The sequence below is a fragment of the Janthinobacterium sp. MP5059B genome, from assembly GCF_001758645.1.
Classification (GTDB): Bacteria; Pseudomonadota; Gammaproteobacteria; order Burkholderiales; family Burkholderiaceae_D; genus Janthinobacterium; species Janthinobacterium lividum.
In genome coordinates this window covers 1,069,808-1,095,907 of the sequence record NZ_LRHX01000016.1, presented here as the reverse complement: position 1 = coordinate 1,095,907, position 26,100 = coordinate 1,069,808, and the positions used below count along the sequence as shown (strand labels likewise).

The window sequence follows — 26,100 nt, the reverse complement described above, 5'->3', positions numbered from 1 at the left end:
CCGCCAGTGGCACAGCTCGGAAAATACCCGGCCACTGGTGGTCCAGTTGTACCCAGGCGTGCAGTTCACCATTGCCTACGTCCCGGCGCAAATCGCTAACTGTGCCTGCCAGCTGCCCCTCATCGCTGTCGAACGTTACGCGGTCGCCACGAGCCACTTGCGGCGACGAGATGGTCAAGTTGTTTAGCATTGCAGGCTTCCTTTCAACTTTTGGGCGTACAGAATGTTTAAGGTGACGTCGATTTGATGGATGTCTGCATGTGCGGCAGAAACATCTGCCTGGCACACGCCTGTTTTCCGGATTCCACACATTTGGGTAAGCATTTTCTCTATGAGTCCCTCCTTGCACTCGAACGCCATACGCCGTTTTTCGTGCAAAACCCGCAGCTCGTTGGCGATCCGTGACTGGCGGTCCTCAGCGGTATCGAATGTCACGCGGTCGCCCAAGGCGATTTGCCGCGGCGAATTGGTCAGGGTGTTTAGCATTGCGGTGCTCCTTTCAGTTTGGCGGTAACGCCGCACACGCCGTAGCGGTCGATGGCAGCGTCGATCACGTCGCCGCTGGACGCGGCAACCTCAAAAAATTCAAAGCGTTCGGTTTGCGTGCGTACGATCACGGCAAAGGTGCTCATGTGCCACCTCCTTCAAGGGGCGGGGAGTCAGGGACGATCAGCCGGGGATACGGGCAGGCATTGACGGCCGCCCAGGCTGCAATCAGTGCTGTTTTTGCCTCGTCAGGCAGGTCAGGGATGGGCGCCGCCGGCGGCGTGGCCGGGGCAGGGCGGTCGGGGTGCGTACAGTTATTTACACGAGTCCGAGGAACGGCAACCCCAACAGCCACCGCGTGAGCACCTGTGGCCTGTACCGGCGTCCACGTATGGCGCACGGACTTGAAGACCACGCCGATGAGATCGCTGCATCGCACGCCGTAGGGCGTGATGCGTTGCGTTTCGCCATAGCGCCCGATGACGGTCTTTTCGTCCTTGGCCAAGGTGACGACCAGTTCCTTGCGCGGCACCAGGGCGCCGCCCTGGGCACGCAGGTACTCGGCCCAGCAGGCGCGCTTTTCGCCGTCGATCTTTTGCACGGCGTCCCAGGCGCGGCGCATGGCGGCCGGGGCTTCGTTGAGCATGCTTTCCTCGATGCGACGCAGTTCGCGCCAGACAGTGACGGGCGCGCCGCCCCATTGCTGGAATTGGCGGATGCCCCAGCACGCGGCCCAGGACTCGACGCGCGCCGATGGCGTCAGCTCGACATCGCCTTCGGTGTCGGCCGTGACGACATAGCCTTCCTTGGTTTTGTGCTCGGCCACGCCGTCGATGTTCTTGGCCACGTACTTGGCGATGTAGCCGGCAGCGCTACCCTTGGCCCAGTCGATGCGTTTCACGTCCAGGCGGCGCGCGAAGGCGCCCGGTTCGCCACGGTCTATGCGCCAGGCGTAGCGCTTCATGATGCGGATGGCGCGGCCCGCCACGTCCTGCAGGTGGGCCGTTTTGTATTTCGCGGTGGGGCGCACGAACAGCAGCAAGTGCCAGTGCGGACAGCCATCGTGGTGCGGCTCGGCGATGCGAAAGCCGTACAGACCGATGCCACGGCGCGCCAGTGCAGAGCGGCACAGCGAGGTCATCTTGCCTAAATATGCATTGGCCTCGCGCGGCGTGGAGCCGTCGAACTTGTCGTTTGGCTTGCCGCTGTGCTGCATGGCGTGAAAGCGCGATGGGCATGTCCAGGTGATGAAAATGCCTTGGTCGCCGCATTCGCGGGCGATCTGCTCAAAACCGTTGATGCGCAACATCAGCTCGCCGCGCCGGATGGCTTTATTCGCAGTCGTTTTCTCGGCCAGCTCGGCGATACTGAATTGCTGGCCGTTCTCGTTCTGCACCAGGGTGGCGGCCAGCGCTGCTGCGTTGCGGCGGTTCTGCGCCAGGCGAGACAGCACGGCATCGTTGCTTGCGTAGGGTTCGCCGCGATAGTTCACGTAGCCCAGGCGGATATTGCCGGCTTCAAAGGCGCGCTTGACGCGCTTGCGCAACTGGCGGCGCCACCAGCGGGCATCCACTAGACGGGCGATGGTGTCGGCCAGCGCGTCAAACTCGGGCAGCTCGATGCCATACGAGGCACATTCGTCTTCCATGATCTGCAAGGCGTGCGTGTCGGACACGGCCATCCACAGCATTTTGGTCACGCCGGCCGCCGCGCGCTCGGCGGTGGCCACGATGTCGGCGTCGCTTTGCGACAGATCGACGCCGGCCGGCACGTATTGCTCGGCGAACTCGCGCACAAAGCTGGTGGCGACGGACTCATAGACTTTGTACCAGGACGACCAGGCCATCTTGGCCATGGCCGCGTTGATGACGCGGTTGCGCCACTTGAACGGAATGCGGGCCAGCTCGGGCGCGAACTGGGCGGATCGCAAAAAGGCTTCGTGACGCTGTGGGGCAGGCAGCAGGATTTGTTTAGATTGCATTCAACAGTCTTTCGTACACGCGGATAGCGGCAGAGGTGGCGGCGCGCAGCTCGATGCGCTCTTCCTTGGTAAATGAATGGATGGGCGATTCCCAGCGGTCGGCGTCCATGCCGGCGGCGATCAGCACGGAGCGGCGCGCGCCACGCGGCGACAATCCCCAGGCCTGGGCCATGAAGGGCGCCAGGTTGCGCGGCTTGATGCTGCGTAGCTGGGCCTTGGCTTCGGCGATGGCGGCCAGCGCATGCCCTGCGCCTGGTGGCGTCGGCATGTCCTTGTCGCGCGCTGCCAAAATCTCGGCGGCAGGTTGGAAGGACAAGTGATTGTCGATAAGGGACGCCGGCATGGTTCAGTCCTTGATGGCGCCAATGGCCCGCAGCACGTCAGGGGTAATGACGATCAGGAGCGACAGCAACCAGATGCCGCAGGTTTTGGTCAGGCGCAGCATCAGCGTGCCCCTGCCTTGAGAAAGTGTTCTGCCCAGTACGGGAGCGTGTGCGATGCGCCGCAGCAGTGCCGGGAACCCGCCTCAGTGGCAAAAATGTAGTTCACCTCGATGGGCAGCTTGCCTACCAGGGCGCGTTGCTTGGCTGGCGCAAAAAAGCCGTCACGCTCCAGTGCCTGCGCATCGCTGACGATGAAGGTCAAATTGGCAGCGCCGTAGGCGTGATAGGTCTTGGCAATCTCATGGATGTGGGCGGTCAGCGCGGCGATGCCGATGCCCGCGCCGGCTTGCAGCAGAAAACATGTTGGTGCCACGGGGACAATACAATTTTGCAAGGTCGGGCGGATCGTGCTCGATGCCATGGATTTGTCGACATGACTGGTGACGTGCAGCGTGGTTTCCATCGGTTTTCCTTATTTCAGGTTGAACGAATCCCGCACGCTCAAAAAGGAGCGCAGCAGGGCACAGCAAAAGAGGGGGAGTTACGGTAGCCGGGCTACGGCGGCGCGAGGGTCGGGATAGTCATCAGCAGCCTGCAGTCAAGTCCAGGGCCAGCTGGCTGGTGGCCGCCGCGCGTGCATGCTGGGACATCGGGATGCGGATATCCGGCTTGGGCATAGCGGACAGCGAGAGGGTGCGCAGCACTTCCAGGCCTGCCACGAAAGAGTGCCCGCAGTCCGGGTTTTGGCACATGTAGGTGATTTCCTTGAACATGGCGGACATCGTGCGGCTTTTGACGGCGCGGACGGTGTTTTCGCAATGCGGGCAGGGCAGGCCGATGACTCTCATTTCAGCTTTCTTTCCACTTGGTACAGGGCGCGACCGCGACCTGTCATGTTTTTTGACTGCTTGCGTAAGCGCGACTTGACGAGCCATTCAGCCGCTTGCTCGATATTTGCCAGTCCTTGCCGTTGACGCACGACTTCCAGCGCTGCGAGTTCTTCGTCATTGATATGAATTTCGTGATCGGGCATGTTCGGCAGCTTTTCAGTTACTCAAAAGTTACTATTCAGGGACTCGGTTTAAGCGCTGCGACGCTGTACGCTGTCGATGTCGTCATTAGCAATGGCCGCAAGAGCTTCTCGCATGACGATCTGACGTACCAGAACGGCTAATTCTTCGCCCTGATAGTTGGCGATCGAGGAAACGAGTTGGTGCTCATAGTCGTCCAGGCGCAGCATGACTTTATGTTTACGGATACGTTTTGCATCGGGGTACATGGGCCTGCTCCTGTGCAGTTAAGCGTGATGGACAACGGACAATTGGACGAGTTCGGCTTCGTAAGAGTTCAGGCCACGCAGCAGCATCAAGCGCATGAAAGACGCTCTTGAACGAGAATCCTGTTGCGCAAACTTTTCTACGCGCTCAATCTCAGGAGGGAGCAAACGAATAGGAATGGGCTGCGAAAGCGGATTCTTTGGCTGCCGCGTCACTGGGGCGATAGTTGTCATAAGGTATGATTTGTATACGTCACATGGTAATGACGTAAATATAGTGCGAAAAATCGCACTTGTAAAGTAAAAGGTGAGAAATTGCGTGAAATTATTGGAGTGCGTCTTAAGGCTGAGCGTGAACGACTTGGCTATAACCAGGCTGATTTTGCGGCAGTAGGTGGCGCTTCAAAGCGTACGCAGATCGATTGGGAGCAAGGGAAGCAAGTACCAAACGCGGAGTTTTTAGCTGCTGTTTCGGCGATTGGGGTTGATGTGCTCTATGTTGTAACGGGCCAATTCACGCCAGGGAACTTGAGCGCGGATGAGAGTGAAGTTGTTGCTGGATACCGCAAGATGGATATTCGCGGAAGGGCTGGCGTGCTTGGCTTAATCGGCGGAATGAACCAGGCGCAAAACCTTGTGCAGCCAGTGCACCATGGTGATATTGGACAAAATATCTACGGCAATATCACTGGGCCAAATACAGTAAAAATGCCCAATAAGAGTAAAAAGAAACCCATTTGATGGGGTGTTTTTCCTCACCAATAGTCAGTGAGAGGGCTTCATTTTGTGAAAAATGTTGTTAAATTGAAATTATAAGTTGTAAAGATGTGGATTTCGGAATGGATAGACCAGAATTTAGCGGCGATGTTGGGCAGAATGTCTTTGGAAATATTGTTGAAGCTCCCCGGCTGAACAATGTAGTTACACTGCATTTGGGGGCAGAAAAAATTGACGTTGAATTAATTACCGATTTCCAACGACGTCGAATCAATGCACTGGTGAAAGACCTGTCCGCACTTACGGGCGACCATCCCTTGGACGTGTACAGAATCATCATTACAGACTTCGGTTTAAAGAAGATCAAGGAGCTACCACTTGAGAGGTACTCGGAAGTAAAAAATCTACTGGAGACCTGGATAAAAGATGCCAAGTCTGCCGATATCCCTGCAGACCAACGCAAGCCACCGTCAGAAATTCCTGTATTACCGCGACCTGTTGTGGGAGGCAATGCTGATAATGCCTGCCAAGTATGTGAGGAGCGGGCCGCTAACATCGGCAAACTTCAACGAACTGCAAGGGTACGTTTAATTTTGCTTAGCATGTCTTTAGCGGCGTGCGGCTGGCTCCTATACAAGTCTCCTGTAAGCGTGGAGTCAAGCACTTCTTCCTTAGATAGTAAGTGCTACATTGCCGGAAAATCCTACTCGATAGGGCATATTGAAAAATCTAGGGGAAGCGTCCCCGTTGAGTGCGTGGGCGCGACTGGCGATATGCCAGCAATGTGGCTTCCCGCTAATCGAGGGCATTAACGACGACAGATGCATTGTTTGCGGCGCAGCACTTCCTGATAGTTGAAATGCGTGAGCTGTGTACTTAGCGCAGTTGCAATGGTTTCGGGATTTGCTGTCGCCAGAATCCTAAGCCATATTTCCTTGGAACGCACCTGGTCAGATATTCCTAATATCTGCCGATGGATATGGTGCCGAATTTCGTTTTCTTCGTGGGAGGCTAGTTGTAACACCATCCTTAGAAATTTCCTTGTTTTCAAGAATTCTTGGTCGTGTTAATCTAGCTCATTTCTATTTACAACATCCGGCAGCATGCCTTGTTCTCTTCCATCTACCACTTATATGAAAATTAGCGACCAACTCTTGCGTCATCCTTTTAGATATGGAACAGCTGCAATTGCAGTTTTACTTGGGTTTTTTTTTCTGAGTTTCAGAAGGTCGGACATCTCTAGCACTGTTGCGGAATGGGGACAGTTCGGCGACTACATGGGGGGATTGCTCAACCCACTGTTTGGCTTGATCTCTGTCGTTCTGATTGCTGCTACCTTACGCAGCCAAACTCAGGCTGCGAAACTGCAGGCGTTTGAACACCAATTCTTTACCCTGCTTTCGATGCACGCATCGGTACTACAGTCTATTGATCGACAAACAAGCAATAAAAAAACAAACGTTACAACCATTAGATACGGTCGCGATTGCTTCTATCTTTTTTACCGGAATATTATTGCTATATCGCAGAGAGACCGAGTGCCTCTAACTACCGCGTATCAGCGCTTCCTTAAAATTAATGGCTGGGAGGTCGAGCATTATTTTAGGACCGTGTATCACTTGTTTAAACACGTGAAAGACCAAAGTCCAGAAATCGAGGCAACCGCAACTCAGCGTAAACGATATTACGATCTTATAAAATCCCAACTATCTCAGTACGAACTAGTTCTTCTTTGGCTAAACGTCGAGGGCCTAAATAGGGGAAACTGGGATGCTATCTTGAATGACCCCGAGGCTAAACCTTTTGAACATTTGAACAAAGCTAATCTTGTTGAGGATCCGCCTCAAGTTCCGTCGTCGGAAGCTGCCGATCTGAAAGTAATGTAAGTAAAGTAACTGGCACGAATTGAACTTACTGAGCTTAAGTGCTATATATACTATTCAGGAAACGAGTGACGGACTGCCTAAATCTGCCTTCATGCTAGTCAGCAGACCATCGATTTTTCCGCAGCTAGCCTTCGTAGTGGGGCGAATCCAGCCGTAGAGCGTCGCTAAACGCGATACATTCATGCAGGTTCTCAGCTGGCCACAGCTTGCGTAGGCTTCTAAGGTTCCTCGCTGTTCTCCCTGATGATGTCCCGCACCTCTTCGATATGCTGCCACGCATGCAGGGCCGCCCGCTTCGCGGCCTGCTTGCTCTTGTAGACGTGCTCCAGCGTCTTGACCTGGCCCGTGGCGCCGGCCTGCTCCTGCCCGGCCTTTTTCTTCTTCGCCGCCACATCCTTCCACTTGGCCACCACGCCCGTGATGCCTTCGTCCGGGTCTTTTTCTTCCTCGCGCTCGGCCTCCACCGCTTCCGTCTTTGTTTCAAACTCCACCCGCGTGGTAAAGCCGCTGCCGCCCAGGCTGTGCGTGACCTTGACCGATAGCCATTCGGTGGCGTCGATCTCGGGTTTGAACCCCTTCACGGTCACGGGCGATTGCGGGAACACGGCCGGGTTGCCCAGGGCCAGGCTCATTTCAAAGGCGGCCAGGCCGCGCAGGATGCGCTGCCATTCGGCCACGGCCGCCGCACGCGCGTCCGTTTCGTTGGCAAAGGTGGTGCGCAGGCGCTTGCTGTTGCCGGGCACGCCGGCCACGACGCTGCGGCGGCGCGCGTAGCGCTCGTCATGCCAGAAGGCGCGCACGCCTGTGTAGGCGTCGCTTTCGGCGCTGTGGTAGCGGTGGCCGTCGCCCAAGGCGCGCGTGATGGGAATGACGGGCAGCGCCTTGCCGCTGGCCGTGCGGCTCTGGTTGATGGGGATGAACAGCAAGGTGTCGTTCTTGACGGTAGCCACCGCATCGTATTTCCTGCCCAGTCGGCGCAGGAATGCAGCATCGCTTTCGTGGGTCTGGTCGATGTGCTCGATGGCGGTATCGCGTAGGCGCGCCGACACGCCCGACGCCAGCTCGTTGCGGAAGGCGATGGCCTCGATGATGGCGCCCAGGGTGGTCTTGTGAAAGCTGTGTTCCTGCTGCTGTTTAAAGGTGTCGATCAGGTTGGCAGACCTGGCGCGCAGGGTGATGGTATCGGGCGCGCCGCTGTGCTCCACCTCGTCCACGGTGAACTTGCCCATGTCTACCAGGCCTGTGGCTTGCCAGCCCAACGCGAGGGCGATCTGCGCGCCGCGCGGCGGCAGGGCCAGCTTGCCGTCGCTGTCATCCAGGGAAATGTCGAGCTGGTCGCTCTCGTCGCCACGGCACAGGGTCAAGGTCAGATTAATTAGCCGCGGCGAGACGATGGCTGTCAAATCCTTGTCCTCGATGCTGACCTTGAAGGCGGGGATATGCTCGCTCATTTGAACTTGTCCGCCGCGCTGCCGATGGCGCTGCTGATGCTGCCGCCGATCTTGTCCTTCATCTCGCTGACCACGCCGCCGTATTTCGAGGTGATGCCGCCGACCACATTGCCGACGACGCTGCCCACGGCGTTCTTGGCCGCGCCGGCAATGCTGCTGGTCATGCCGTCGATGCTGAGCATGTTTTTCAGGTCGCCGATGTCGCCCAGGCCGACCATGGCCAGCACGCCGTCGTCGTCGCGCTTGAGTGCAATCGAGAACTCGACGCGCCGCGCGCCGCCGCTGCCGTCCAGGAGGGTGCGCCCCTCCGTCATGCTGGTGATGCGGTAGGAGCCGAGAATGCGGCCGGTACCCTGGATCAGAATCCACGATTTGCCTGTGTCGGCCATCATGCGCAACGCATCGAGCGAATACAGGGAGCCGGTCAGTTCCGGCGCTACCCAGCCCGACAGTGTAATCGTGTCGTCGCCGGGCCCCACGTACTGGTGCGCGTCACGCAGGCCCACGCGCGCCGTGCTGGCGTGCTTCCACTCCGTTTGCCGCTGCAGCTCGTGATAGGCCAGGGTCGGCAGGCTGAACACGAACATTCCTAAAATCATCATCATGGTGTGCTTCTTTCTTTAATCGTGGTCGCGCAGGGACGAGCGGATGCGTGCCGCCTTTTCACGGTCGCGTTGATCGAGCGCGACGCTCACCGCGCGCGCAATGGCCTGCGGATCGGAACCGGCTTGCGCCTGGATGGTGATTTCGATCTTGTCGCCCTGAATCGTCATGCCGGCGCCGAACCCGCCCTGGGACAGCGGGGCGCGCGTGTCGAAGGCGCTGGCGGGTAACGCCGTGGCTGTGCCGATGGCGATGCCGGCGCCTAGTTGCGTCAGGCGCTGCGCCAGTCCGGAAACCTTGGCAATGGGCGCGCCCTCGCTGCGGTCCAGGCCTACGGCCAAGCCCTGCATGGTGTAGTCGCCCAGCTGGGCAAACACGCGGCTCGGGCTGTGGATGCCCAGCTTTTCCTTGAACCAGGCAATGGTGCTGGAACCGGCATTGCTGATGGCGTCCTTGACGGCGCCCATGGAACCGGTGATGCCGTTGACCAGGCCGCGCAGGATGTTGGCGCCGAACTCAGTAAATTTGGCCGGCAGCTCGATGCCGAACCAGCTCAACACACCTGCGAACGCCTGATAGAACACGCCGACCGGCGACCAGTTGATAATCAGGGCCGTGATGCCGGCCATGCCGCCGCTGAAGGTGGTTTTCAGCTGCGACCACAGGCTGGCAATGAAGCCTGTCAGCGGCGCCAGTCCCTCGACAATGCTGTGCCGGATAGTGGCGGCAAAATCGGTGAACCTGGCCGGCAGCGCAACACCGAACCAGCCCAGCACGCCCGCGAAGGCGCGATAGAACAGGCCCAGCGGCGACCAGTCGGCGATCAGGCTATTGATGCCGACGAAGCCGCCGGCAAACGCTTCCTTGACGCTGGACCACAGGCCGCCAAAGAAAGCCTTGATCGGCTCCCAGTATTTATAGATCAGGAAGGCGGCGCCGGCGATGACCGTGATGGCAATGCCAATCGGGTTCATCAGAAGGGCGCGCCCCAGCCACAGCACGGCACGGCCGGCCCACATGAAGGCGCCGCCCAGGCCGCGCAAGATGGGCGTGAGCACGCCGCCCTTCACACCCATCTTGGCGAACATGACGTGCAGCATGGCATACGGGCCGATCATGGCGGCGATACCCAGCATCAGCGGGCCGAGTACCAGCAGCAGGCCGGCCAGCACGGCGAAGGCGGTAATCATGACCTTGGCCAAGGTCGGGTTGCGTTCCATGAAACCGTTCAGGCGCTGCACGGCGCTGATGGCCATTTCCAGCCCCTGCGCGTACAGCGGCAAGATTTTCTCGCCCATGGTCAGTTTCAGGTTGGCCAGCTTGGACTGCGCTTCCAGTTCCTTGCCGGCGGCCGAGTCGCGGCCCAGTTTTTCCAGCTTGCCGATATCGGCGGCGCCACGGTTGAGTTTTTCATTTTTATGGATCTGCACGCGCTGCAAGTACATCTGCGAATACAGGTTCGACGCGGTGCGGTTGGAAAAAATGCTGCCGATGGCATCGAGCACGTGCTTTTTCTCCGTGATGCCCTTCTTGGCCAGTTGCGGCAACAGCACTTTTTCCATCCACTCGAACTGATTTTCGCGGAACAACTCGGAACCCAGCAGCGCACCGGGATCAAGGAAGGCAATTTGCCCCGCCTTGTCAGGCGTGACTTTGCTTTTGTCACCAATCAGGCCGAACTCATCCAGCTTTTTGACCGACCGTTTCGTCGTGCGGCCCTGGTATAAGTTCTGGTAGGCGCTCATCAGGGAAGTGCCGACGCGATTGCCGCTCATTTCCTGCACCAGCGGCTCCATCTGGTAGTAAAAGGCGTCGTCTTTCAATCCCTTGGCGGCGATGCCGCCCGTCTTGATCATGTTCAGCCATTCATTCGGGCCGACGCGCCCGCCCGTGGCGGTGATGACCTGCTGCACGATATTGGCCTGGGCTTCGAACTTTTCCTTGCTCTCCAGGCCGCCGCGCAGCTCGATCACCTTGAGCATGTCCATGAACTTGCGTTCGTTGTCGGCGCCTTCGGCCTCGCCAAAGAAGGCGTGATTGGCGAACTTCATCTTGGCCAGGGTAGGGGCGACCATTTCCGCGTGGTGCACATCGGCAAAGGCACTCATGCCGTCACGCATCAACTGCAGGTTGTCGAGCTGGCTGGTGCCGTAGGTTTTCATGTTGCGCGCGAAGGCGACGGCTTCGGCTGACACCTTGTCGCCCAGGCCCAGGGCGTTGACGCGGCCCACTTCCGTTTGATAGTGCTTGGCCTCGTTCAATCCCTTGACGACGGGCGCGCCGATGACGGCACCCGTGGCGGTCGCGCCAGCGCCGGCCATGGCCAGGTTGCCCGCCTTGTTGCGCAGCTTGTCCGCGTGCTGGGTGGCATTGGTGACGCGCTGCTGTTTGGCGGCAGCGTTGGCCAGCTTCTGCTGCTGCAGCGTCATGGTTTTGTTGGTGGCCTCGATTTCTCGGCGCAAGGTGCGCTCGTGGTTGGCCAGGTCTTTGGTGCCGATGCCGGCGCCCGCCAGGCGCTCGCGCATGACCTGCAGTTGCTGCGCCTGCTGCTGGCCGGCAGTCTTGAGGGCGCTGGCCGCTTTGACGGCGGCGTTAAACTCGCGCGTCATGGCGCGCGTAGGCGCCTCCGCCTGTTTCATCTTGGTGGCGAGGCTGGCCACTTTCTGCTGCGCCGCTTCCAGTTTTGTGCGGGTGGCGTCCAGGCCGCCATGCAGCTCGCGGAATTTGCTGATGTTCTTTTGCTGTGCGTTCAAGTCGCGCAAGCGGTCGCTGGTCGCCTTCAATGCCTTGGCCGTGTCGCTGGAACCGGCCATGATTTTTTTCAGCGGGCCGGTAATCTTGTCCAGCGCTGCAAACACTACCTGTAATTTCAAATCCCGACCAGCCATCTATTCCGCTCCGCTTCGTTGCCTGGCGCGTTCGCGCCAGGCCATCAGTTCATCAATCGTAAAGCCGTCCATCGCTGCCGGCGTCCAGTGGAAGACGCCGGCAATGTCGGCCATGGCGTCTTCTACTTCGCCGGGGATACCGAAAGGCGATCGGCTTTGCTCGCCAAAAAACCGGCGACCTCGGCGCCCACGGCCAGCAGGTCGGCCGGGTCCATGTTGGCGATGTCGTGCGCCGTTAAGGTTGGCTCGGTGATGCGCGGCAGCACGATTTGCAGGGCCGACACGTTCAAGTTGGCCAGCTCGATCAGGGAAATGCCGCGCAGGGCGCCGGCCTTGGGTTTACGCACGGTGAGCGAGGTGATGACGCTGTCGCCGCGTTTGATCGGTTCGTCCAGTTCGATGACGGCTTGATTGTTGTTTTCGGTGTTCATGGTGTTGTCCTTGTGTGTGGGTGGTGACTAAAAAGGGGATTACAGGCCGATGGCCTTGCGGATGGCCGCATTGGTGTCGCCACCGCCGAAGTTCTCGGTGCCGCTCATGAAGTCCAGTTCGATGACAGTGGCGCCGTCGATCATCAGCTTGTAATAGCTGCAAGCCATGGTGTATTTGTGGGTGGTGTCGTCGCCCATCTTGGCCGCGCCCATGTCGATTTCCTTGTAACGGCCGCGCACGACAACCTCGACGGCAGCTACGTTGCCGTCTTCGTCGTTCTGGTAAGCGCCGGCAAAGCGCAGCATCACGGCACCGTGTGCATGCGCGCCGTACTGCTTCAGGGCGTCGGCGATCAGACCGCCTGCGCTCCATTCCAGCGACAGCGCCTCGTTGCCGAAGTCGACGGATACCGGGCCGCTCATGCCGCCGGCGCGGTACTCCTCCATCTTGCGGCTGAGCTTGGGCAAGGTGATTTCGGGCACCATGCCCATGAACAGCACGCCGTTTTGAAACACGTTGAATTGCTTGAGTTTGTGGGGCATGCCCATAATTTTCTCCAGTGGTGGTCAGGGGCGCCCGCGCGGGCGCGGGCAGGGTGGTGATTGGACGGTTACGCGGCGATGCGCGAGGCGAAGTCGGCCAGGTAGCGGTCGGTAATGCGTTGCTGGAATTTCAGGTTTTCCAGCGGCGGCACGGGCGTGTAGTCGTAATCGATGGCCAGCTTGCCGTCTTTCAGCGCCGTCTTGTCGTTGTATTGCTCGTCATACCAGGCGTGGCCGTCGATGATGTAGCCCTGCAATTTCAGGTCGCGGAACTTGGCGTTGATGCTTTCCAGCAGGTCGCGCACCAGGGACGGATGCAAGGGCACATCGACATAGGCGAAGTGCGCCTCGGCAATGGTGTCAGCCAGCACCTGGGCCGTGCGCGTGTAGCTTTCGAAATAGAAAAAGCCGCCCGGCGCCTCGCAGGTACGCGAACCCCAGAAGCGGTAGCCGCCCATGTTAATCAGGGTGGTCACTTCCTTGGCGTTGAGCACGCCTGCGTCGGTGGCCGGGTCTTGCAGGTCGAAAAACACGTCCTTGCTGATGCCGGTCGGGCCGTTGACGACGACGTTGGACAGCGTTTTGTGCCAGCCCGTTTCCTCGTCGATCTTGGCGCGCAGGCCCATGGCGTAGGCCACAGCGGAAATACTGGCCTCGGCATCGATGGCGGTATCCCAGTTGACAAAATCGGGCCAGATCACCATCACCTCGCGCTGGCCGAATTGGCCGCGATAGGTGGTGGCGGCCGCGACGGTGGCGCAGCCATAGGCCGAGGCATACACGAAGCCGCGCAGGCGCTGTGCCACGCTGGCCAGGGCGTTGGTGACGGCCTGAGTGTCCAGCCCCGGCGCGCCCAGGATGCGCGGTTTCACGCCCAGCTTGCTTTGCGCGGCCAGCAGCGCCTGGGCGCCCAGGTACTGGCCGTCCGGCGACACGCCGCCCACGGCGTTGGTGGTGGTCTCGGCCTCCGTCTCGCCCTCGGCCACGCGCACGACGACCGTCAGGGGTTTGGTCTGCGCGGCAATCGCTTTTAGCACGCGGTACAAGGTGCCGCTCTTGCCGGCCTTGCCCATGGCGGCCAGCACGTTGGTGACGAGCACGGGTTTATTCAGCGGGAAGGCGGCCGCGTCGGCATCGTCGGCCGTGGCGATCAGGCCCAGCACGGCTGTGGAGACGGTGCGGATCGGGCGCGAACCCTCGTTGATTTCAATGACGCGCACGCCATGGTGGTAGTCGGTGGCCATGTGGCTCTCCTGGTAGGTGGTGAATGGGCGTTACTGGGTGGATGCCATGCCGGCGGTATCATCGAAGGCACGCCGCCCGTCGCCGGTCAGCGTTGCAGCGATGCGCGCGAATTCGGCGTTGACGGCGGCTTGCAGCGCCTCGATGTCCTGCGCGGCGGCAACCGTCGGGCAGATGGTGATGTCGAGCAGCCAGGCGCGCGCCGCCGCGATGGCTTGCACGGTATCTGCGTCGCCGTCGACCATGGCGGCAAAGCCGATGCCAGCCAGGCGGTTGAGGATGGCGTCGCGTGTCTGGCGCACGCTGGCCAGAACTGGCGCGACCAGCACGGCAAACGGTGGCGGCGGGGCGGCGGTGATTTTCCACTTTCCGCCATTGGTCATGCGGATGGCTGCGCACGTGGCGATGGCGTCGCGCAGGCGCGCTTCGTCGTCGGGCGATACCTCAACGGCATCATCTGGCCAGGTGCCTGCGGCATCGTAGTCGGCACGCATTTGCTCTGGATAGAAGCCGCGCGTATTGCTTGAAAAGTACATGGTGGACTCGCTTTCGATAATGGATGTCATGCTCAGTTGCCAATCGCGCGCCAGCAGAGAACGTCGGGAACGGCAGTCACGCCGTTGGAGTTGGAAACCCACGCGCCGGTGCGTGAAAGTGTTTTATCTGTCGTTCGACCGCTGTAACCAGCCGACGACAGTTCATTCATGCACTGCACCGTGATGGCGCGGCAGGCATTCGGGAAGGCGATGGGAAACGTCAGGTTCGGCGTGAACGGCGCCATGCTGGCGGATCCCGCGACGGTTCCCCATTGTTCGATATCGCCATTCGGAAGGCGCCGCCAATTTCTTAGTACGCCAAGCTCGCCAGAAAAATCCAGGTTGCGAAACATATCGGCCGTGGAATGGAGGATTTGCCAGGCACTAGGCCCGTTGGCGGTCATAGCGATGGATTGCCCAGGCTTCAAGGTGAGCGATGGTACGGAGACCCCATTGAAGCCGAGAGTGACCCCAGCACCTGGCGTAATCGTTCCCGTGGCGACTGTTCCGAATAGATAAACACACTTTCCCGTGCCGCTAACAAGCCCTAAATCAGCAGGCTTTGGCAAGGTCAATGTCAAACCCTGAAAATTGAAAAACAGACTGCTTCCAATATCAGAAGCAATCAAATTTCGGGAGGTGGCGACGACGCCCATTGAACCAATGGCACCGGCCGCTTTCTGGACAAACTCGGTCGTGGCGATTTTGGTGCTGCTGTCGAACTGTGGTTGTGTCGGAGCCGTGTTGTTGAAGTAGTTTTCAAAGTCGGCGTTGCGCCACATTTCAGCAGTTGAGTCGATGACTTGCCATGTATCCGCCGTGACAGCTACCACCGATACGGACTGGCCGACCTTCACCAGCATGGATGCGATGCTTGCAACGTCATAGCGAAGAGAGGCATTGGCGGCCGGGGCGACGGTGCCGCTGATCTTGTTGAAACCAAAGAATGTGACCTTGCGGCCGATGATCTGGCCGTTGCCGAGACTGTCGGGGCGAGGCAGGGTCGCCAGCACGGAGCCGTTGGTAAAATAAAAAGCCTTGCCAAAATCGGCGGCGGCCAGCGCGCGCGAATTAGGAAAAGCCAAAATGCCGGCAAGGTTTCCCTGTTCCTGCTGCACAAAATCAGCACTGGCCAGCTTTTTCGACGCGTCAGCTTTCGGCAGTGTCTCCACCTCCTTCATGCTGTACTGTGGATGCGGATTCATTGCCGCCAGGTGCTTGGCCAGTTGCGCGTCGCTGTAGGCGCGCACGGTAATGTCCTGGTCATCGACATACTGGCGTGTTGCCAGGATGACGGACGGATCGATTTTCAGCTCGATGGCGGCCGTGCTGGCGACGATCAGCACGATGCGCACCACTTGCGTGCGCGCGCTGCCCTCGGCCATCACAGGTTTATAGCTGGGCGGGCAGTTTGCCACGGCGCACAGGTCGCCGGCCTCGTCGAAGATACCGATTTCGCGTATCCACCAGCCGCCCACATTCTCGGGCAAGACTTGCTCGACGATGATCTGGCTGGCGTTGGTCGGGTCGACCGTCAGTTGATTCAGGCCGGCACGGCGCACTTCATGCACCAGCACCTTTTGCTTGCGCTCGGGCATGGGCAGATTGCCGTTGCCGTCGCCCACGGCCATGGTTTTCAGTTTCAGGGTTTGACCCAGGGCGATGGCGTTGGCCAGCTTGGCCTCGCCCACTTCGGTGAGAATGGCGAAATATGTGCTCATGGACAGATGGTCAGGGTGTCGATGGTATGGGATGCGCCGGCCTGCAATAGCGTGCCGCGCACTTCGATGGTTTCCGCGATCCAGGGATACACGGTCATGGCGTCGCCGTGGTACGCACAAGCGCCCGCGTAGACGTTGCCGCGACTTTCCAGATAAATGGCGAGGCCTGTCATGTGGCGGCTGACGGGCTTGGCGTCGGCAATCAGGCGTTCCATTTCCTGAAACATGGCGTCCGTGATGCCGGTGTCCAGCACGCCCACGTCGAGGCGGAACGTACCCGGCACGCCCGGTGGCGTGGTTTGCCACCATTCGGTGATGCGGATCAGGTAGCCCAGCGACTCGACCACGCGGCGCACGGCGGCAATCGTGCCCTTGTGCTTGTGGATGAAATAGGACGCCTTGATGGTGCCGCGTTTGATCGACTCGGGCCAGGCGTCGTCCCAGCGGTCGACGGAACAGGCCCAGGCCAGAAACGGCAGCAGATTGACGGGGCAGCGGTCGGCATTCCACAGGTCGCGCAGCGGCACGGGCACGTTGACCAGCTCGGCGCAGGCCACAGCAATGGCGCGCTCGAGCGCCGTGGAGTTGGGCGGCAGTGTCGGCACGGTTCTATTCATCGAGCACTACCACGTTCAGTTTGATGGCCGTGCAGCGTGCGGCCTGGGTGGCATTCAGTTCGATATCCGCCGCCGGGCTGGTCAAGACGACCTTGCGCACGCCTTCGACGTGCACGGCAGCGCTGCAGGCGGATCGATAAATGCTGTGGCCCAGCGGGCGGCGCGGCTGCGACACGCGCACGGCGTTGGCGCGCGCTGCGTCCAGCAAAATGGGCACTTCCGGGCCGACGCCGATAAACAAGGTGGCCTCGATCTGATAGTCGATCACCTGGGCGGCCTGCACGCTCAAGCGGTCGCCCAGGGGGCGCACGTCCTCGGCGTTGAGCGCGCGCGCCACGGTGCCCAAGAGCGCGGCGTCGGCGATGCCGGTCGTGTTGTTGGCCAGCACGGTGACGGTGACGTATGCCGGCGCCGGGCTGGTGGCGCTCGCGTCCTTGACCTGGCCGTCAGCGCTGCGGGCGTGGAATTCATACGACGCTTTCGGACCGGCCACGGACAGGCCGTCCGGCGCTTCCTGGATGCGCAGGCGATAGGCGTCATTGTCTTCCATGACGGCGGCCACGGGCGGCAGGGCGTTGGGATTGGCCGGCGTGATGACCAGGCGCGCCACGTTGACGTTGGCGCCCAGTTGATCGAGGTCGCCATCGAGGGCAAACGCCAGCATGACGGCCTTGCCCGCCTCGTTGACGCGGTTGCGCAGGATGGTTTCCTGATACGCGTTCTCTTCCAGCAGCTTGGTGGCCGGCTCCGATTCCAGTTCAAGCAAGGCCGTGACGGCCGCGCGCTTGGCTTCCGGCAGCAGGCTGACCAGGTGCGTCTTGCGGCTGGCCAGGATGGTTTCGAAGTCCAGCACCTCCACCACGCTGGGCGCCGGCAATTGGGTCAGGTCGATGGGCGTGCTCATACGCCGCCGCCTTGCTTGACGGGCACGGACAGGGTGATGCCCTGGCCATTCGCCGTGCCATCGAGCAGCAGCGCGATGGCGCCGTCCGTGTCGCGTGTGAGCTGCACGCTGGCAAGTTGCAAACGCGGCTCCCAACGGCGCAGGGCAAAGGCGGTGGCGGCATAGATGCGCAACTGCGTGGCGCTGTTCAGGGGCTGGTCGATCAGCTCAGGCACTTCGGAGCCATAGCGGCGGCGCCGGATGCGCGAGCCGATGGGTGTGGTGAGAATGTCGGTGACCGACTGGCGCAGGTGGCCCAGGCCCGTCAGGCTGTGCCCGGTGGCGGAGTGCATGCCCATCATGCTTGCGGCCCGCCCGACTTGTCGCCGCCAGCCTTGACGCCGCCGTGCGAATGCTTGGCCAGGCTGATGGCGCCGGCCAGCACGTCCTCGGTCGCTTTGATCGTCCCTTGCACGGCCATGGCCACGCCGCCAGCGGCGCCGGCCTTGGCGTTCACGCCGCCATTCAGCGCGGTGGCGCCGTTGACGGTGGCCGCTTGCATGACGATCAGGTTTTTCATGACGGTCAGATCGCCCGTGCAGATGGTGCTGGGTGCGTTGGAGGTGACCTTGTCGGCGGTGATGGTGGCGGTACCGCTGGGCAGGGTGGCCGTCAGGGCGTGGGCCGCGTGGTCGTACTGCACCACGGCGCCGTCAGGATAGTGCGTGGTGTGGATGGTGTCGCTGGTTTCAGGCGCGTCAAATTCCTGCGAGTACAGCGCCGGCAGGATGATGCCGCGCGTCAGGTCGCCGCCGGGGGAAAAAACGATCACTTGTTCGCCCACGGTGGGCGCCGACCAGGTGCGCGTGCTGCCAGCGCGGGGCGTGGCCCATTTCAGCCATTCCGTGATGAGTGTCGGCCCGAGCCGCACGCGCGCCTTGGCCCCGTTGACCTCGGCAATGGTGCCCAGGCGGATCAGGTTTTGCAGCAAGCGGAGGAGGTCGGACAGGTCGGCGTTCATGCAGTGCATGTTGCCGAAGTCCGCGTGCGGATGCACGCGGGGGCGGGTTGATAAGTGGCTTAGTGACTATGAGTGCCCGTGAGATATAAGCATATATTTCACTTGAAGGGAACGATGTGGCGAGTGTGTCCACCTCGAAACGGAAGTTCGCATATTTTATGCTCTACTCTTTTTTCTTTTGGTGCATACTAGTTCAATCGGGCATTACTAATATATTTCTAGATTTAAGAGTAGCATCGACTTTTTCCTTTCCATATTTTTTTTCTAGAAGGACGAAAGAGGATTCGCCTAATACTCCCCAAGTCCTATCTACCTTATCAAGGAACGTATCCATATCATCATATATCATTGCATAACGAACAAAGCCCATTCCATTTATCCACTTATGACCCATGGCTTCCTTGTAAGCCTGTAAAAAACTTGGGTTGATTAATTTATCGAATTCTTCTAATGTGTTTACGCCATAAGATCGAAGTTCCTTGAAAATTATTTCTGGCCAAAGTTCTTGTTCGCCAGGGAAGTTAATTAGTTTGGTGATTTCTTCATTTGCCATTATTAATTCAGTTAGTCCAGCCGAGGTAAGTTCTACTCCTTTTAGATTGCCAGAGTGCGCAACAACTTTCGCCTGTTTCTCATGTAGATCGACTTCTTTCGCCAAGACATCGAATTCGCGGTCAACTAATTCTAAAGTCCCAGCGAGCAAATTTAAACGGCGCTTGATCGCGGAAGGAAGTTCGCCAGAGAACTTGTAATTTCTATCATGTTCAATCTCTGCCCATGCATGCTGCAAGACTGTTCTAACCTGAATTTCAAACATAATTTTTTTATATTGGTTCAATTCCGGTAGTGCGGTACGATCCTTGCCGAGTTCACAGACATAATGTACAGATCTATATCCTATTTGATCAATCTGCAAATTTTCTGCTTTATTTCCACTTTTTTCTTCATGAAATTCAAAAGTCGATTCTAATAGATCGCATACCTTTTTAACGTCTGCCTCCAAGTAAGTAATTATTCTTACTCCTACCATGTCAGTTATTTCTTCTTCTTTGCTATAGCCTTTTCTTTCTATTTTTTCGATAAGACTATCAAGATTTTTTACTCTCACTGTAACGCTTAAGTGAGAAATTTTTTGCGACTTTAGTAAGTTGGATATGGAAGCGTTCAATATCTCAGAAAATCCTTGAAATAAAGACAGGTTTTCTCGGTGCCAAACTGGGGCGGTAGAGTTGCTAATTTTACTCATATTTATATTATATTTTAAATTAAATTTCTTAAAATTTCATGCTAGGTATTTGGTGGGCAAAGAAATATCCTGCATGATTATTATAAATTCTTTCCAGGATTGTATTTGAAGGAGTCATGGCCACTACTGTAGGACGTTCATTTCCAATATGTTTATCAAATTCTACGCTATAGTCATGCATAATATGGCCAAGCTAGTAGCGGAAGTTATTGGCCGGAAGCGGTCGGTATCATGCGACTCTAACTCATTTGGCAACTAATGTCAGTTGAAGTTTTCCTTGAAAAATCTTAGGTCTTTTCTATGTGATGCAGCAGCGATTCGCGTATCAATGTCCGATCCGGCTCGCTCAAGCCCAGCAGCGGCCGCTCCGGGTACTTGAAAACGGGCCCTTTTTTGGTAACGCGATCTTGCTTGCCAAACTGATGCACATCCGCCACGCGCGCTACCCAGCCAAAGAAACCAACTTCGATCTGGTCGCCGGTCGCCTTTACTTTCAGGTGTTTGGCGGCACGAATCTTGGCGAACATGGCCGCCTTCTGCCGCTTGATCCGTCCATTCTTGCCCTTGAATTCCTTGCGCCGCTTGCGTGCCGGATAGGCCGCGCCATCCGGCCCCTGCTGGGCCTTAATGTGCTGCGCCTGGCTGCGGCGCAGGTCGATGGCCACCTTGTGATTGATGGCACGGCGCTGGCCTGGCTGCAGCTTGGCCAGCAGGGCGCCGGCCCAGGCTTCCAGCGTGTGCAGGTCGTCGCTCATGCCGTCGCCTCGGGCATGCGCCATTCGGCCAGAAGGGTCTCGCCGTCATACAGCTTCCAAAACTCGTCCGCGTAGGCCGGCATGTGCTGTATCTCGGCCAGGTGTTTGATGTCGAGGCGCCCGGCCTCGCCGGCCTTGACGGCCACGCGCTCGGTCAGGTCCAGCTTGATCGAAATATCGACCGTTTCGTGGTTGTTGAAGTCCACTTCGAAGGCGATGCCGTGCTTGCGGGTTTCCTCGTTGGCCATCAGGTCGAGCTGGTGGACTTTGAGCCAGGCGATCAGTGCCACCATGATGGCGTCGGCGTCGCCCGCGTAATCGGTGACGATCAGGTTGAGCTTGAAACGGTATTCGAAGGACAGCGAGGCGGTGGCACTCGCCACCACGTTGCCCTCGTCTGCGAAGACTAGCAGGCGGTCGGGGTCGCGCTGCAGGTCGGGGATGGCGGCGGCCAAGTGCTGGCGCAGGCTATTCGGTTTGTACATGGTAGGTGTCTCGTACTAGGTTGTAGGCGTCGATGCAGGCGTTTAGCTGGCGGGTGGCGTCGTCGCCGTCGCCGGCAATGGCATCAAGAGCTGCCGCAGTCGCTGGGTCAAGTTCGGCGCGCGTTTCACGCCGATGGCCTGCGGTAGCGGTGGAATCTGCAACTGCGGCGCACTGGCCGCCGGCGACGGGGATTGACAGGCGCACAGCGCCGCTGCGAACATCATCGTTAAAACGGTCACGCTCGGTTTTCGCATGGGTTTGCTCCTGGGTGAGGTGGTCGGCGCGCTGCGCCATGGCTGCGCCGGCCGCGCGCTCCAGCGTGAGCACGCGGGCGGTGGCCTGGGCCAGTGCGGTGGCGGCATTGGTTTTGCTGGTGGCGGCCGCCCGCTGCAGTTCGGCGATGCTGGCGTCCTTGCGCCAGCCCTGCGTCGTCCAGCCCGCGATGGCGCCGCACAGCAGGCACGCGGCCAGCGGGCGCCAGGTGGTTGTGGTCACATGGCCACCCGTTCCTTGATCCAGCCGAACAGAAAACGGCGCTGGGTCTTGTTGGCTTCGGTGATGTCCAGGTAACGCGCCGCCTGCAGGCCGTTCAGGGCGCGCAGCAGCACGGTGGCGCCGTCCTGGCCGCGCCATTTCAGGAAAGCGGCCAGCGCGCCCAGCGACTGCGCGCCCAGGCGGCCATCGACGAACAGGGCCGGGTAGCGCGCGCCCGTGTCATTGAAACCGTTCAGCCAGCGCTGCAGGAACTCGGCCGCGCGGTGCGGTCCCATGTTGACGCCCGTGTCGATCACTTCGGCGCCGATGCCGGCATGGATGGCCAGCACCTCGTCGAACTTGGGTTCCGTGATGTAGCGGGCCGTGTAGATGGCGCGCGCTACCGCCACGGGCAACTCGCGCATCGGCCCCGTGTAACCGCTGGCGCGCGCCACCGCGACGGTGATACCGAAGTTGGTTTCGCCGCCTTTGTCTTGCGGGTCGTTCACATAGCCGCCTTCGGCGCGCAGGATGGCGTCGATGACGCGTGCGATTAGGGGATTTTCCGGGGTGGCCATCAGTGTTCCTTCGCATCTTTGACCAGCTCGGCGATGTCCTTGTCGCTGCGGCGCTGGAACCACAGGGCCACGGCGCGCGATACCCACCAGCCGGGCGCGCCGACGATCAGATCAATGGCGGAAGCGTTGACCATGGCGCCGATGGCCGGAAGCTGGGCGCACAGCAGCTGGTAGACGGTGCCGCCCAGCAGGCACGAGAACACGCCGGCACAGGCCAGGCGGGCGACGAATTCGCCCTTGTTGAAGGTGCCGTCGCTGTTCAGCGGCGGCAGCACGATGTACAGCATGGCCGCGCCGACCATGCCCAGCGCCGCCTTGAAGCCGTACAGTTTGACCAGGGTGGCGAAACCACCAAACGATTCTGCGGACATTGCTTGATTCTCCGGTGAGAGGGGGGATAGATTTTTCATGATGGATAAAAGGTGGATTGCTGAGCTAATCCCATAGCTGCACAAGATCGGCTGCGGCCACCTGGCCCATGCTGGACGCCGGCTCGGGCAGGGTGACGACCAGCCCGGCCGGCAGCACGGCGCCGTGGCGCGCCAGCGCCGGGTTCAGTTCCAGCGTCTGCTCGACATAGCCCGCACCGTCGCCCAAGTAGCGCCACACCAGGGCGTCTACCGTGTCGTGCTGCTGCGTGCACACCTGCATCAGATCAATTCCACGGTCAGGTGCGTGCGCCCGACCATATCGGCGATTGCCCATTGCGCATTGCGCCGCTGCGCGCCGGGCGCCTCGTCGAGCCATTCCATGCTTTTCTTGTCGCTGACGGACGTGGCCGTGCTGTCGTAGTCACGGTAACGCTCGATCAGATCGGCCTTCGCCGTGCTGTAGACGGCGCGCCGGTACTGCGCCAGTAGGCGGGATTCGCGGTTGATGCGCGTGGCCGGCACGTCCACCAAGGCGGCGATACCGGTAGCAGCCTGCTTACCCTGCCAGTCGGCCAGTTCGCGGTTGACGTGCAGGATGGCATCGACCACGGCTTGCACCAGGCGCGCGTCGGTGACGGTGCCATCCAGGCGCATGGCGTCGCGCATATCGGTGAGCAGGATGTCGGGAAACCAGCCGTCGTTCTCGATGATGCCGGCGGCCGGCGCGGGCGGCGCCGGTGCAGTGCCGGGCGGGATGGACGGGGGCAGGGCCATGAAGGACATACGGGGCGCTTTCAAAAATGGGGCGGTGGACGGGGTTCATCAGGCCGAGATTGTTGCCAATGCGTTGGCCAGAATCCCCCCGTGCCGCCGTGCAGCGGGGGATGCTCTTTACGTGGAACCGGCCGCGCGCTTGATGCGCCGTTCCAGCCGTTCCATATCTTTCTTGACGCCGCACGACTCGGACAGGGCGCGGGCGCGTTTCAACTGGCCCATTGCGTTTTCCGCCTGCGCCACCAGCGCCGGGGCGATGTCGGTGTCGTCGGCCTGATCGAGCACGGCGATCATGGCCAGGCCAATGGCCTTGTGCAGCTTGGCGCGCGCCTGGTCGGGCGCGTCGCTGGTGGCCGTCAGCTCTTCGACGGTGCCCAAGACCTGGGCCGCATGCTGCGGATCGGCGGCCAGCTTGCCATGCAAGTAGCCTTCGGCAAACTCGTCCAGCATCAGGGTGGCGATGTCGCGGCTGTAGGTCTCGGGCAGGGTGAACTTGTGTTCCAAGGCGTAGGCGGCCATGACCAGGGCGCGCTCGTACTCACCCGTGTCGATGTGCCACACCAGCAGGGTGGCAAACACGTCATCCTGCGCGCCCTTGCCGCCGGCCAGCACGCCGTCGATCCATTGCGCGTAATCCGGCAGCAAGGTGGCCTTGACCTCGATCTTGCGTTCTACCGACTGGATGGCTTTCAGGCGCCGGCGGTCATCGGCCAGCTTGTAGAGCATCATTTCGTAGGCCGTGCCGGTGGTGACGCCCTGCGGCGCGGCGGCGCCGGCCGTGCGCTCGGCCAGCATGCGCGCGCGGTGGCGCAGGGCGGGGGACTGGTTCGCCATCACTTGTCTTTCAGCTCGATGTTTTCCACCAGTGCGGCCAGGCCCAGGTCTTCGATCACGTAGGCGTCGTTGGACGACTCGTAATTTTCGATGCGGTCGCGCTTGGGCACGTCTTCGACGCGGCGGCGGCGCGCGCCTTCCTGGAAGTAGATCGATAGATTGTCGAAACGCGTGATGAGGATGGCGTTGTCCGGGAAGAAGGGCACGCGCGCCGCAGGCAAGCCGCCGATGCGTTTCTGGCTGATGATGATGTCAGCCGCCAGGGTTTCCGTGGGCGCCTGTTTGGTGTTGACCAATGGAAAATACTTGTCGTTCAACAGCTTGCGCCCGACGATGGCCACCAGATTGGTGTCTTCCTGATACCACGGGTCCAGCAGGTTGACGGCATCGGTGACGGCCGCGTCCAGGTTGGCATAGTCGGCGCCGTCCACGTCACCGATGATGACCTTGCCAGGCATGCCGGCGGCCACCAGGCCCAGCACGCGCTCGGGCGCCAGCTCGCGCAGGTGCTGCAGCCAGCCCTTGTTCACGTCCTGCAGCAGCGGATTGGCGTCCAGATCGGTGTCGGCCATGGCTTTCACGCCATTGAAGCCGATGACGATGCGGTCGAGCGCCTGGCGCGTCAAGATGGCATTGGCCACGCGCGATTGAAAATCGGGGAACTTGGCCCAGGCGTCCAGTTTTGCATAGTTCAAATGCGTGTCGAAGTTGGTTTGCTCGCAGCGGTATTTGGTGCCGTCCAGGGTCGACAGGTCGCGCGTCTTGCGTTCCTTGTCCTTGGTGTTGGTGCGGCCGGCAATCGGGCCGGACACGCCCAGGCCCAGCTTTTCGCCTTCCTGCTCGGTCACGCCGATGATGTTCACTTTCGACAGGAATTCGCTCGATTCCTGCATTTTCGTTTCCAGCTTTTGCTGCACGCCGGGCGTGACGCTGAAGGTCTTGGCCACGTTGTCCGTGTCGTTCAGTTGGCCCAAGCGGGTTTCATACTGGCCAAATACCTGGCGCGTTTGCTTTTTCATAAATCAGTGCTCCGTTGTTGAATGGGGGGAAGAAAGGGCAGGGGCGCTTAAAACTCGGTCTGCACGGCGCCGTCGTTGCCGGTGGCGGCCGGGCGGCGCGGGCCGTTGCCGGGTGCTTCGTCCATCTGCGCCTTGAAGGCGGCCAGCTCGTCCTGCGTGGCCTTTAATGCCGTTTCGGTTTTTTCCAGGCGCGCCAGGGTGCCCGTGTAGTTGTCGTTGGCGGTGACGACGTGGCCGGCCAGCTCCTGCACGGCTTCGCTGATGTCGGCGAACTGCGCGGCGTCGGCGCCGGATTTATTGGAGAAGCGCGACAGCAGGTTTTTCACGGCGTCGGCCAGCTTGATGCCCTGCGGCTCGTCAAATTCCAGCGTGACCTCGACGGCGGAGGTAAACAGGTTGGTGCTCTGCTGCTTGCGGCTGGCGGAGAATTGCAGCGCTTCGGTGCCCAGGCTGGCCGGGCTGTCCGTGACGCCCAGGCCGACCAGATAGGGCTGCGACGAGTCGGCAAAGTCGGGCTGGATTTCCAGGCTGGTGTACAGCTTCTGTTTCGCCTTGTTAATGGCTACCAGTTCCGGCGTGGGTTCGATCTGCGCGAACAGGGCCAGTTTCTTGCCGCTGTCGGTATCCACTTCCTCGGCTTTCACCGCGATCACATCGCCGTAAGCCTTGAACTGGCTGTCGGGCAGGATGCCGCGAATGTGTTCCAGCCAGATGCGCGCGCCGTAGGTCTTCGGGTTGTAGGTGGCGGCGATCTGCTCGATGGTGGCGCGGTCGATGTTGCGGCCGTCCGTGGTGGCGCCTTCGGTGGCGACGCGGAAAAATTTCGATTTGGACATGGTGGGCGTTCTCGGTTGATCGGATAACGCCATGGTCAACGTCTTGGCGCCGCGATTCAATG

35 protein-coding genes are annotated in these 26,100 nt (G+C 60.0%); 3 read left to right on the top strand and 32 right to left on the bottom strand.

The features are described 5' to 3' along the window. Positions 1-183: 183 nt before the first annotated feature. From JAB1_RS22020 to JAB1_RS28935, 8 genes are all read right to left on the bottom strand, one after another. Positions 184-486 (bottom strand): hypothetical protein, encoded by a 303-nt coding sequence (locus JAB1_RS22020; protein ID WP_070281746.1) that lies wholly within the window; start codon positions 484-486, stop codon positions 184-186. Beyond that, positions 480-632, bottom strand: coding sequence for a hypothetical protein (locus tag JAB1_RS29995; RefSeq protein WP_175445091.1), 153 nt, complete (start codon positions 630-632; stop codon positions 480-482). The genes JAB1_RS22020 and JAB1_RS29995 overlap by 7 nt, the downstream gene beginning before the upstream one ends. After that, a complete protein-coding gene (locus tag JAB1_RS22015; RefSeq protein ID WP_083299847.1) occupies positions 629-2,467 on the bottom strand; it encodes a replication endonuclease in 1,839 nt (612 codons plus the stop codon). The genes JAB1_RS29995 and JAB1_RS22015 overlap by 4 nt, the downstream gene beginning before the upstream one ends. Further along, complete coding sequence (locus tag JAB1_RS30380; protein WP_070281745.1) at positions 2,457-2,810, bottom strand: hypothetical protein; 354 nt, start codon at positions 2,808-2,810, stop codon at positions 2,457-2,459. Before JAB1_RS30380 ends, JAB1_RS22015 begins: the two co-directional genes overlap by 11 nt. Before the next feature lie 101 nt (positions 2,811-2,911). Further along, positions 2,912-3,313 carry a hypothetical protein gene (locus JAB1_RS22005; protein ID WP_070281744.1) on the bottom strand — a complete coding sequence of 134 codons (402 nt, stop codon included), beginning with the start codon at positions 3,311-3,313 and terminating at the stop codon, positions 2,912-2,914. A gap of 121 nt (positions 3,314-3,434) precedes the next feature. Next, positions 3,435-3,698 (bottom strand): ogr/Delta-like zinc finger family protein, encoded by a 264-nt coding sequence (locus JAB1_RS22000; protein ID WP_070281743.1) that lies wholly within the window; start codon positions 3,696-3,698, stop codon positions 3,435-3,437. Further along, complete coding sequence (locus tag JAB1_RS28940; protein WP_071653392.1) at positions 3,695-3,883, bottom strand: hypothetical protein; 189 nt, start codon at positions 3,881-3,883, stop codon at positions 3,695-3,697. The genes JAB1_RS22000 and JAB1_RS28940 overlap by 4 nt, the downstream gene beginning before the upstream one ends. 48 nt (positions 3,884-3,931) lie before the next feature. Continuing rightward, positions 3,932-4,129 carry a hypothetical protein gene (locus tag JAB1_RS28935; protein WP_071653391.1) on the bottom strand — a complete coding sequence of 66 codons (198 nt, stop codon included), beginning with the start codon at positions 4,127-4,129 and terminating at the stop codon, positions 3,932-3,934. Between the two features lie 312 nt (positions 4,130-4,441). On the opposite strand from JAB1_RS28935, the gene JAB1_RS28930 reads away from it, so the two are divergent. The 3 genes from JAB1_RS28930 (at position 4,442) to JAB1_RS21985 (ending at position 6,729) form a co-directional block, all read left to right on the top strand. Continuing rightward, entirely contained in the window at positions 4,442-4,867 is a 426-nt protein-coding gene (locus JAB1_RS28930) for a helix-turn-helix transcriptional regulator (protein ID WP_254672186.1), read from the top strand. Positions 4,868-4,965: 98 nt separating this feature from the next. After that, a complete protein-coding gene (locus JAB1_RS29680; protein WP_139144631.1) occupies positions 4,966-5,655 on the top strand; it encodes a hypothetical protein in 690 nt (229 codons plus the stop codon). Between the two features lie 321 nt (positions 5,656-5,976). Next, positions 5,977-6,729, top strand: a complete 753-nt coding sequence (locus JAB1_RS21985) for a putative phage abortive infection protein (RefSeq protein WP_070281740.1) — start codon at positions 5,977-5,979, stop codon at positions 6,727-6,729. A 218-nt stretch (positions 6,730-6,947) separates the two neighbouring features. On the opposite strand, the gene JAB1_RS21980 is transcribed toward JAB1_RS21985, so the two are convergent. The 24 genes from JAB1_RS21980 to JAB1_RS21875 all read right to left on the bottom strand — a co-directional run bounded on the left by JAB1_RS21980 (position 6,948) and on the right by JAB1_RS21875 (position 26,038). Further along, positions 6,948-8,180, bottom strand: a complete 1,233-nt coding sequence (locus JAB1_RS21980) for a phage late control D family protein (RefSeq protein ID WP_070281739.1) — start codon at positions 8,178-8,180, stop codon at positions 6,948-6,950. Further along, a complete protein-coding gene (locus tag JAB1_RS21975; protein WP_070281738.1) occupies positions 8,177-8,785 on the bottom strand; it encodes a phage tail protein in 609 nt (202 codons plus the stop codon). The genes JAB1_RS21980 and JAB1_RS21975 overlap by 4 nt, the downstream gene beginning before the upstream one ends. A gap of 15 nt (positions 8,786-8,800) precedes the next feature. After that, positions 8,801-11,656 carry a phage tail protein gene (locus JAB1_RS21970; protein WP_139144630.1) on the bottom strand — a complete coding sequence of 952 codons (2,856 nt, stop codon included), beginning with the start codon at positions 11,654-11,656 and terminating at the stop codon, positions 8,801-8,803. A 15-nt stretch (positions 11,657-11,671) separates the two neighbouring features. Beyond that, positions 11,672-11,785 (bottom strand): GpE family phage tail protein, encoded by a 114-nt coding sequence (locus tag JAB1_RS28925; protein WP_071650284.1) that lies wholly within the window; start codon positions 11,783-11,785, stop codon positions 11,672-11,674. Positions 11,786-11,793: 8 nt separating this feature from the next. Continuing rightward, entirely contained in the window at positions 11,794-12,102 is a 309-nt protein-coding gene (locus JAB1_RS21965) for a phage tail assembly protein (RefSeq protein WP_070281736.1), read from the bottom strand. A 39-nt stretch (positions 12,103-12,141) separates the two neighbouring features. Further along, complete coding sequence (locus JAB1_RS21960; RefSeq protein WP_070281735.1) at positions 12,142-12,651, bottom strand: phage major tail tube protein; 510 nt, start codon at positions 12,649-12,651, stop codon at positions 12,142-12,144. Positions 12,652-12,713: 62 nt separating this feature from the next. Further along, positions 12,714-13,889 (bottom strand): phage tail sheath protein, encoded by a 1,176-nt coding sequence (locus JAB1_RS21955; protein ID WP_070281734.1) that lies wholly within the window; start codon positions 13,887-13,889, stop codon positions 12,714-12,716. A gap of 30 nt (positions 13,890-13,919) precedes the next feature. After that, positions 13,920-14,453 carry a hypothetical protein gene (locus tag JAB1_RS21950; protein ID WP_070281733.1) on the bottom strand — a complete coding sequence of 178 codons (534 nt, stop codon included), beginning with the start codon at positions 14,451-14,453 and terminating at the stop codon, positions 13,920-13,922. A 2-nt stretch (positions 14,454-14,455) separates the two neighbouring features. Beyond that, a complete protein-coding gene (locus tag JAB1_RS21945) occupies positions 14,456-16,144 on the bottom strand; it encodes a phage tail protein (RefSeq protein ID WP_070281732.1) in 1,689 nt (562 codons plus the stop codon). After that, on the bottom strand, positions 16,141-16,761 hold the full coding sequence (locus JAB1_RS21940) for a phage tail protein I (protein WP_070281731.1): 621 nt from the start codon (positions 16,759-16,761) through the stop codon (positions 16,141-16,143). The genes JAB1_RS21945 and JAB1_RS21940 overlap by 4 nt, the downstream gene beginning before the upstream one ends. After that, positions 16,754-17,665, bottom strand: a complete 912-nt coding sequence (locus JAB1_RS21935; protein WP_070281730.1) for a baseplate J/gp47 family protein — start codon at positions 17,663-17,665, stop codon at positions 16,754-16,756. Before JAB1_RS21935 ends, JAB1_RS21940 begins: the two co-directional genes overlap by 8 nt. Then, positions 17,662-18,006 carry a GPW/gp25 family protein gene (locus JAB1_RS21930; RefSeq protein WP_070281729.1) on the bottom strand — a complete coding sequence of 115 codons (345 nt, stop codon included), beginning with the start codon at positions 18,004-18,006 and terminating at the stop codon, positions 17,662-17,664. The genes JAB1_RS21935 and JAB1_RS21930 overlap by 4 nt, the downstream gene beginning before the upstream one ends. Further along, complete coding sequence (locus tag JAB1_RS21925; RefSeq protein ID WP_254672184.1) at positions 18,003-18,674, bottom strand: phage baseplate assembly protein V; 672 nt, start codon at positions 18,672-18,674, stop codon at positions 18,003-18,005. Before JAB1_RS21925 ends, JAB1_RS21930 begins: the two co-directional genes overlap by 4 nt. A gap of 184 nt (positions 18,675-18,858) precedes the next feature. After that, on the bottom strand, positions 18,859-19,911 hold the full coding sequence (locus JAB1_RS28920; protein ID WP_083299844.1) for a hypothetical protein: 1,053 nt from the start codon (positions 19,909-19,911) through the stop codon (positions 18,859-18,861). A gap of 287 nt (positions 19,912-20,198) precedes the next feature. Then, complete coding sequence (locus JAB1_RS21920; protein ID WP_070281886.1) at positions 20,199-20,666, bottom strand: phage virion morphogenesis protein; 468 nt, start codon at positions 20,664-20,666, stop codon at positions 20,199-20,201. Next, positions 20,663-21,151 carry a phage tail protein gene (locus JAB1_RS21915; protein ID WP_070281728.1) on the bottom strand — a complete coding sequence of 163 codons (489 nt, stop codon included), beginning with the start codon at positions 21,149-21,151 and terminating at the stop codon, positions 20,663-20,665. Before JAB1_RS21915 ends, JAB1_RS21920 begins: the two co-directional genes overlap by 4 nt. After that, positions 21,135-21,647: a lysis system i-spanin subunit Rz gene (locus JAB1_RS21910; protein WP_070281727.1), complete on the bottom strand. Its 513-nt coding sequence runs from the start codon at positions 21,645-21,647 to the stop codon at positions 21,135-21,137. Before JAB1_RS21910 ends, JAB1_RS21915 begins: the two co-directional genes overlap by 17 nt. Beyond that, positions 21,644-22,204 (bottom strand): glycosyl hydrolase 108 family protein, encoded by a 561-nt coding sequence (locus tag JAB1_RS21905; RefSeq protein WP_070281726.1) that lies wholly within the window; start codon positions 22,202-22,204, stop codon positions 21,644-21,646. The genes JAB1_RS21910 and JAB1_RS21905 overlap by 4 nt, the downstream gene beginning before the upstream one ends. Further along, positions 22,204-22,575 carry a hypothetical protein gene (locus tag JAB1_RS21900; protein ID WP_035820867.1) on the bottom strand — a complete coding sequence of 124 codons (372 nt, stop codon included), beginning with the start codon at positions 22,573-22,575 and terminating at the stop codon, positions 22,204-22,206. The genes JAB1_RS21905 and JAB1_RS21900 overlap by 1 nt, the downstream gene beginning before the upstream one ends. A gap of 64 nt (positions 22,576-22,639) precedes the next feature. Then, positions 22,640-22,855, bottom strand: a complete 216-nt coding sequence (locus JAB1_RS21895; RefSeq protein WP_070281725.1) for a tail protein X — start codon at positions 22,853-22,855, stop codon at positions 22,640-22,642. Further along, a complete protein-coding gene (locus JAB1_RS21890) occupies positions 22,855-23,358 on the bottom strand; it encodes a head completion/stabilization protein (RefSeq protein ID WP_070281724.1) in 504 nt (167 codons plus the stop codon). The genes JAB1_RS21895 and JAB1_RS21890 overlap by 1 nt, the downstream gene beginning before the upstream one ends. Positions 23,359-23,466: 108 nt before the next feature. After that, complete coding sequence (gpM, locus tag JAB1_RS21885) at positions 23,467-24,183, bottom strand: phage terminase small subunit (protein WP_070281723.1); 717 nt, start codon at positions 24,181-24,183, stop codon at positions 23,467-23,469. Then, positions 24,183-25,202 (bottom strand): phage major capsid protein, P2 family, encoded by a 1,020-nt coding sequence (locus JAB1_RS21880; protein ID WP_070281722.1) that lies wholly within the window; start codon positions 25,200-25,202, stop codon positions 24,183-24,185. Before JAB1_RS21880 ends, gpM begins: the two co-directional genes overlap by 1 nt. 47 nt (positions 25,203-25,249) lie before the next feature. Continuing rightward, the gene (locus JAB1_RS21875) at positions 25,250-26,038 is read right to left on the bottom strand and encodes a GPO family capsid scaffolding protein (protein ID WP_083299843.1); all 789 of its coding nucleotides are present in this window, start codon (positions 26,036-26,038) and stop codon (positions 25,250-25,252) included. Between the last annotated feature and the right edge of the window lie 62 nt (positions 26,039-26,100).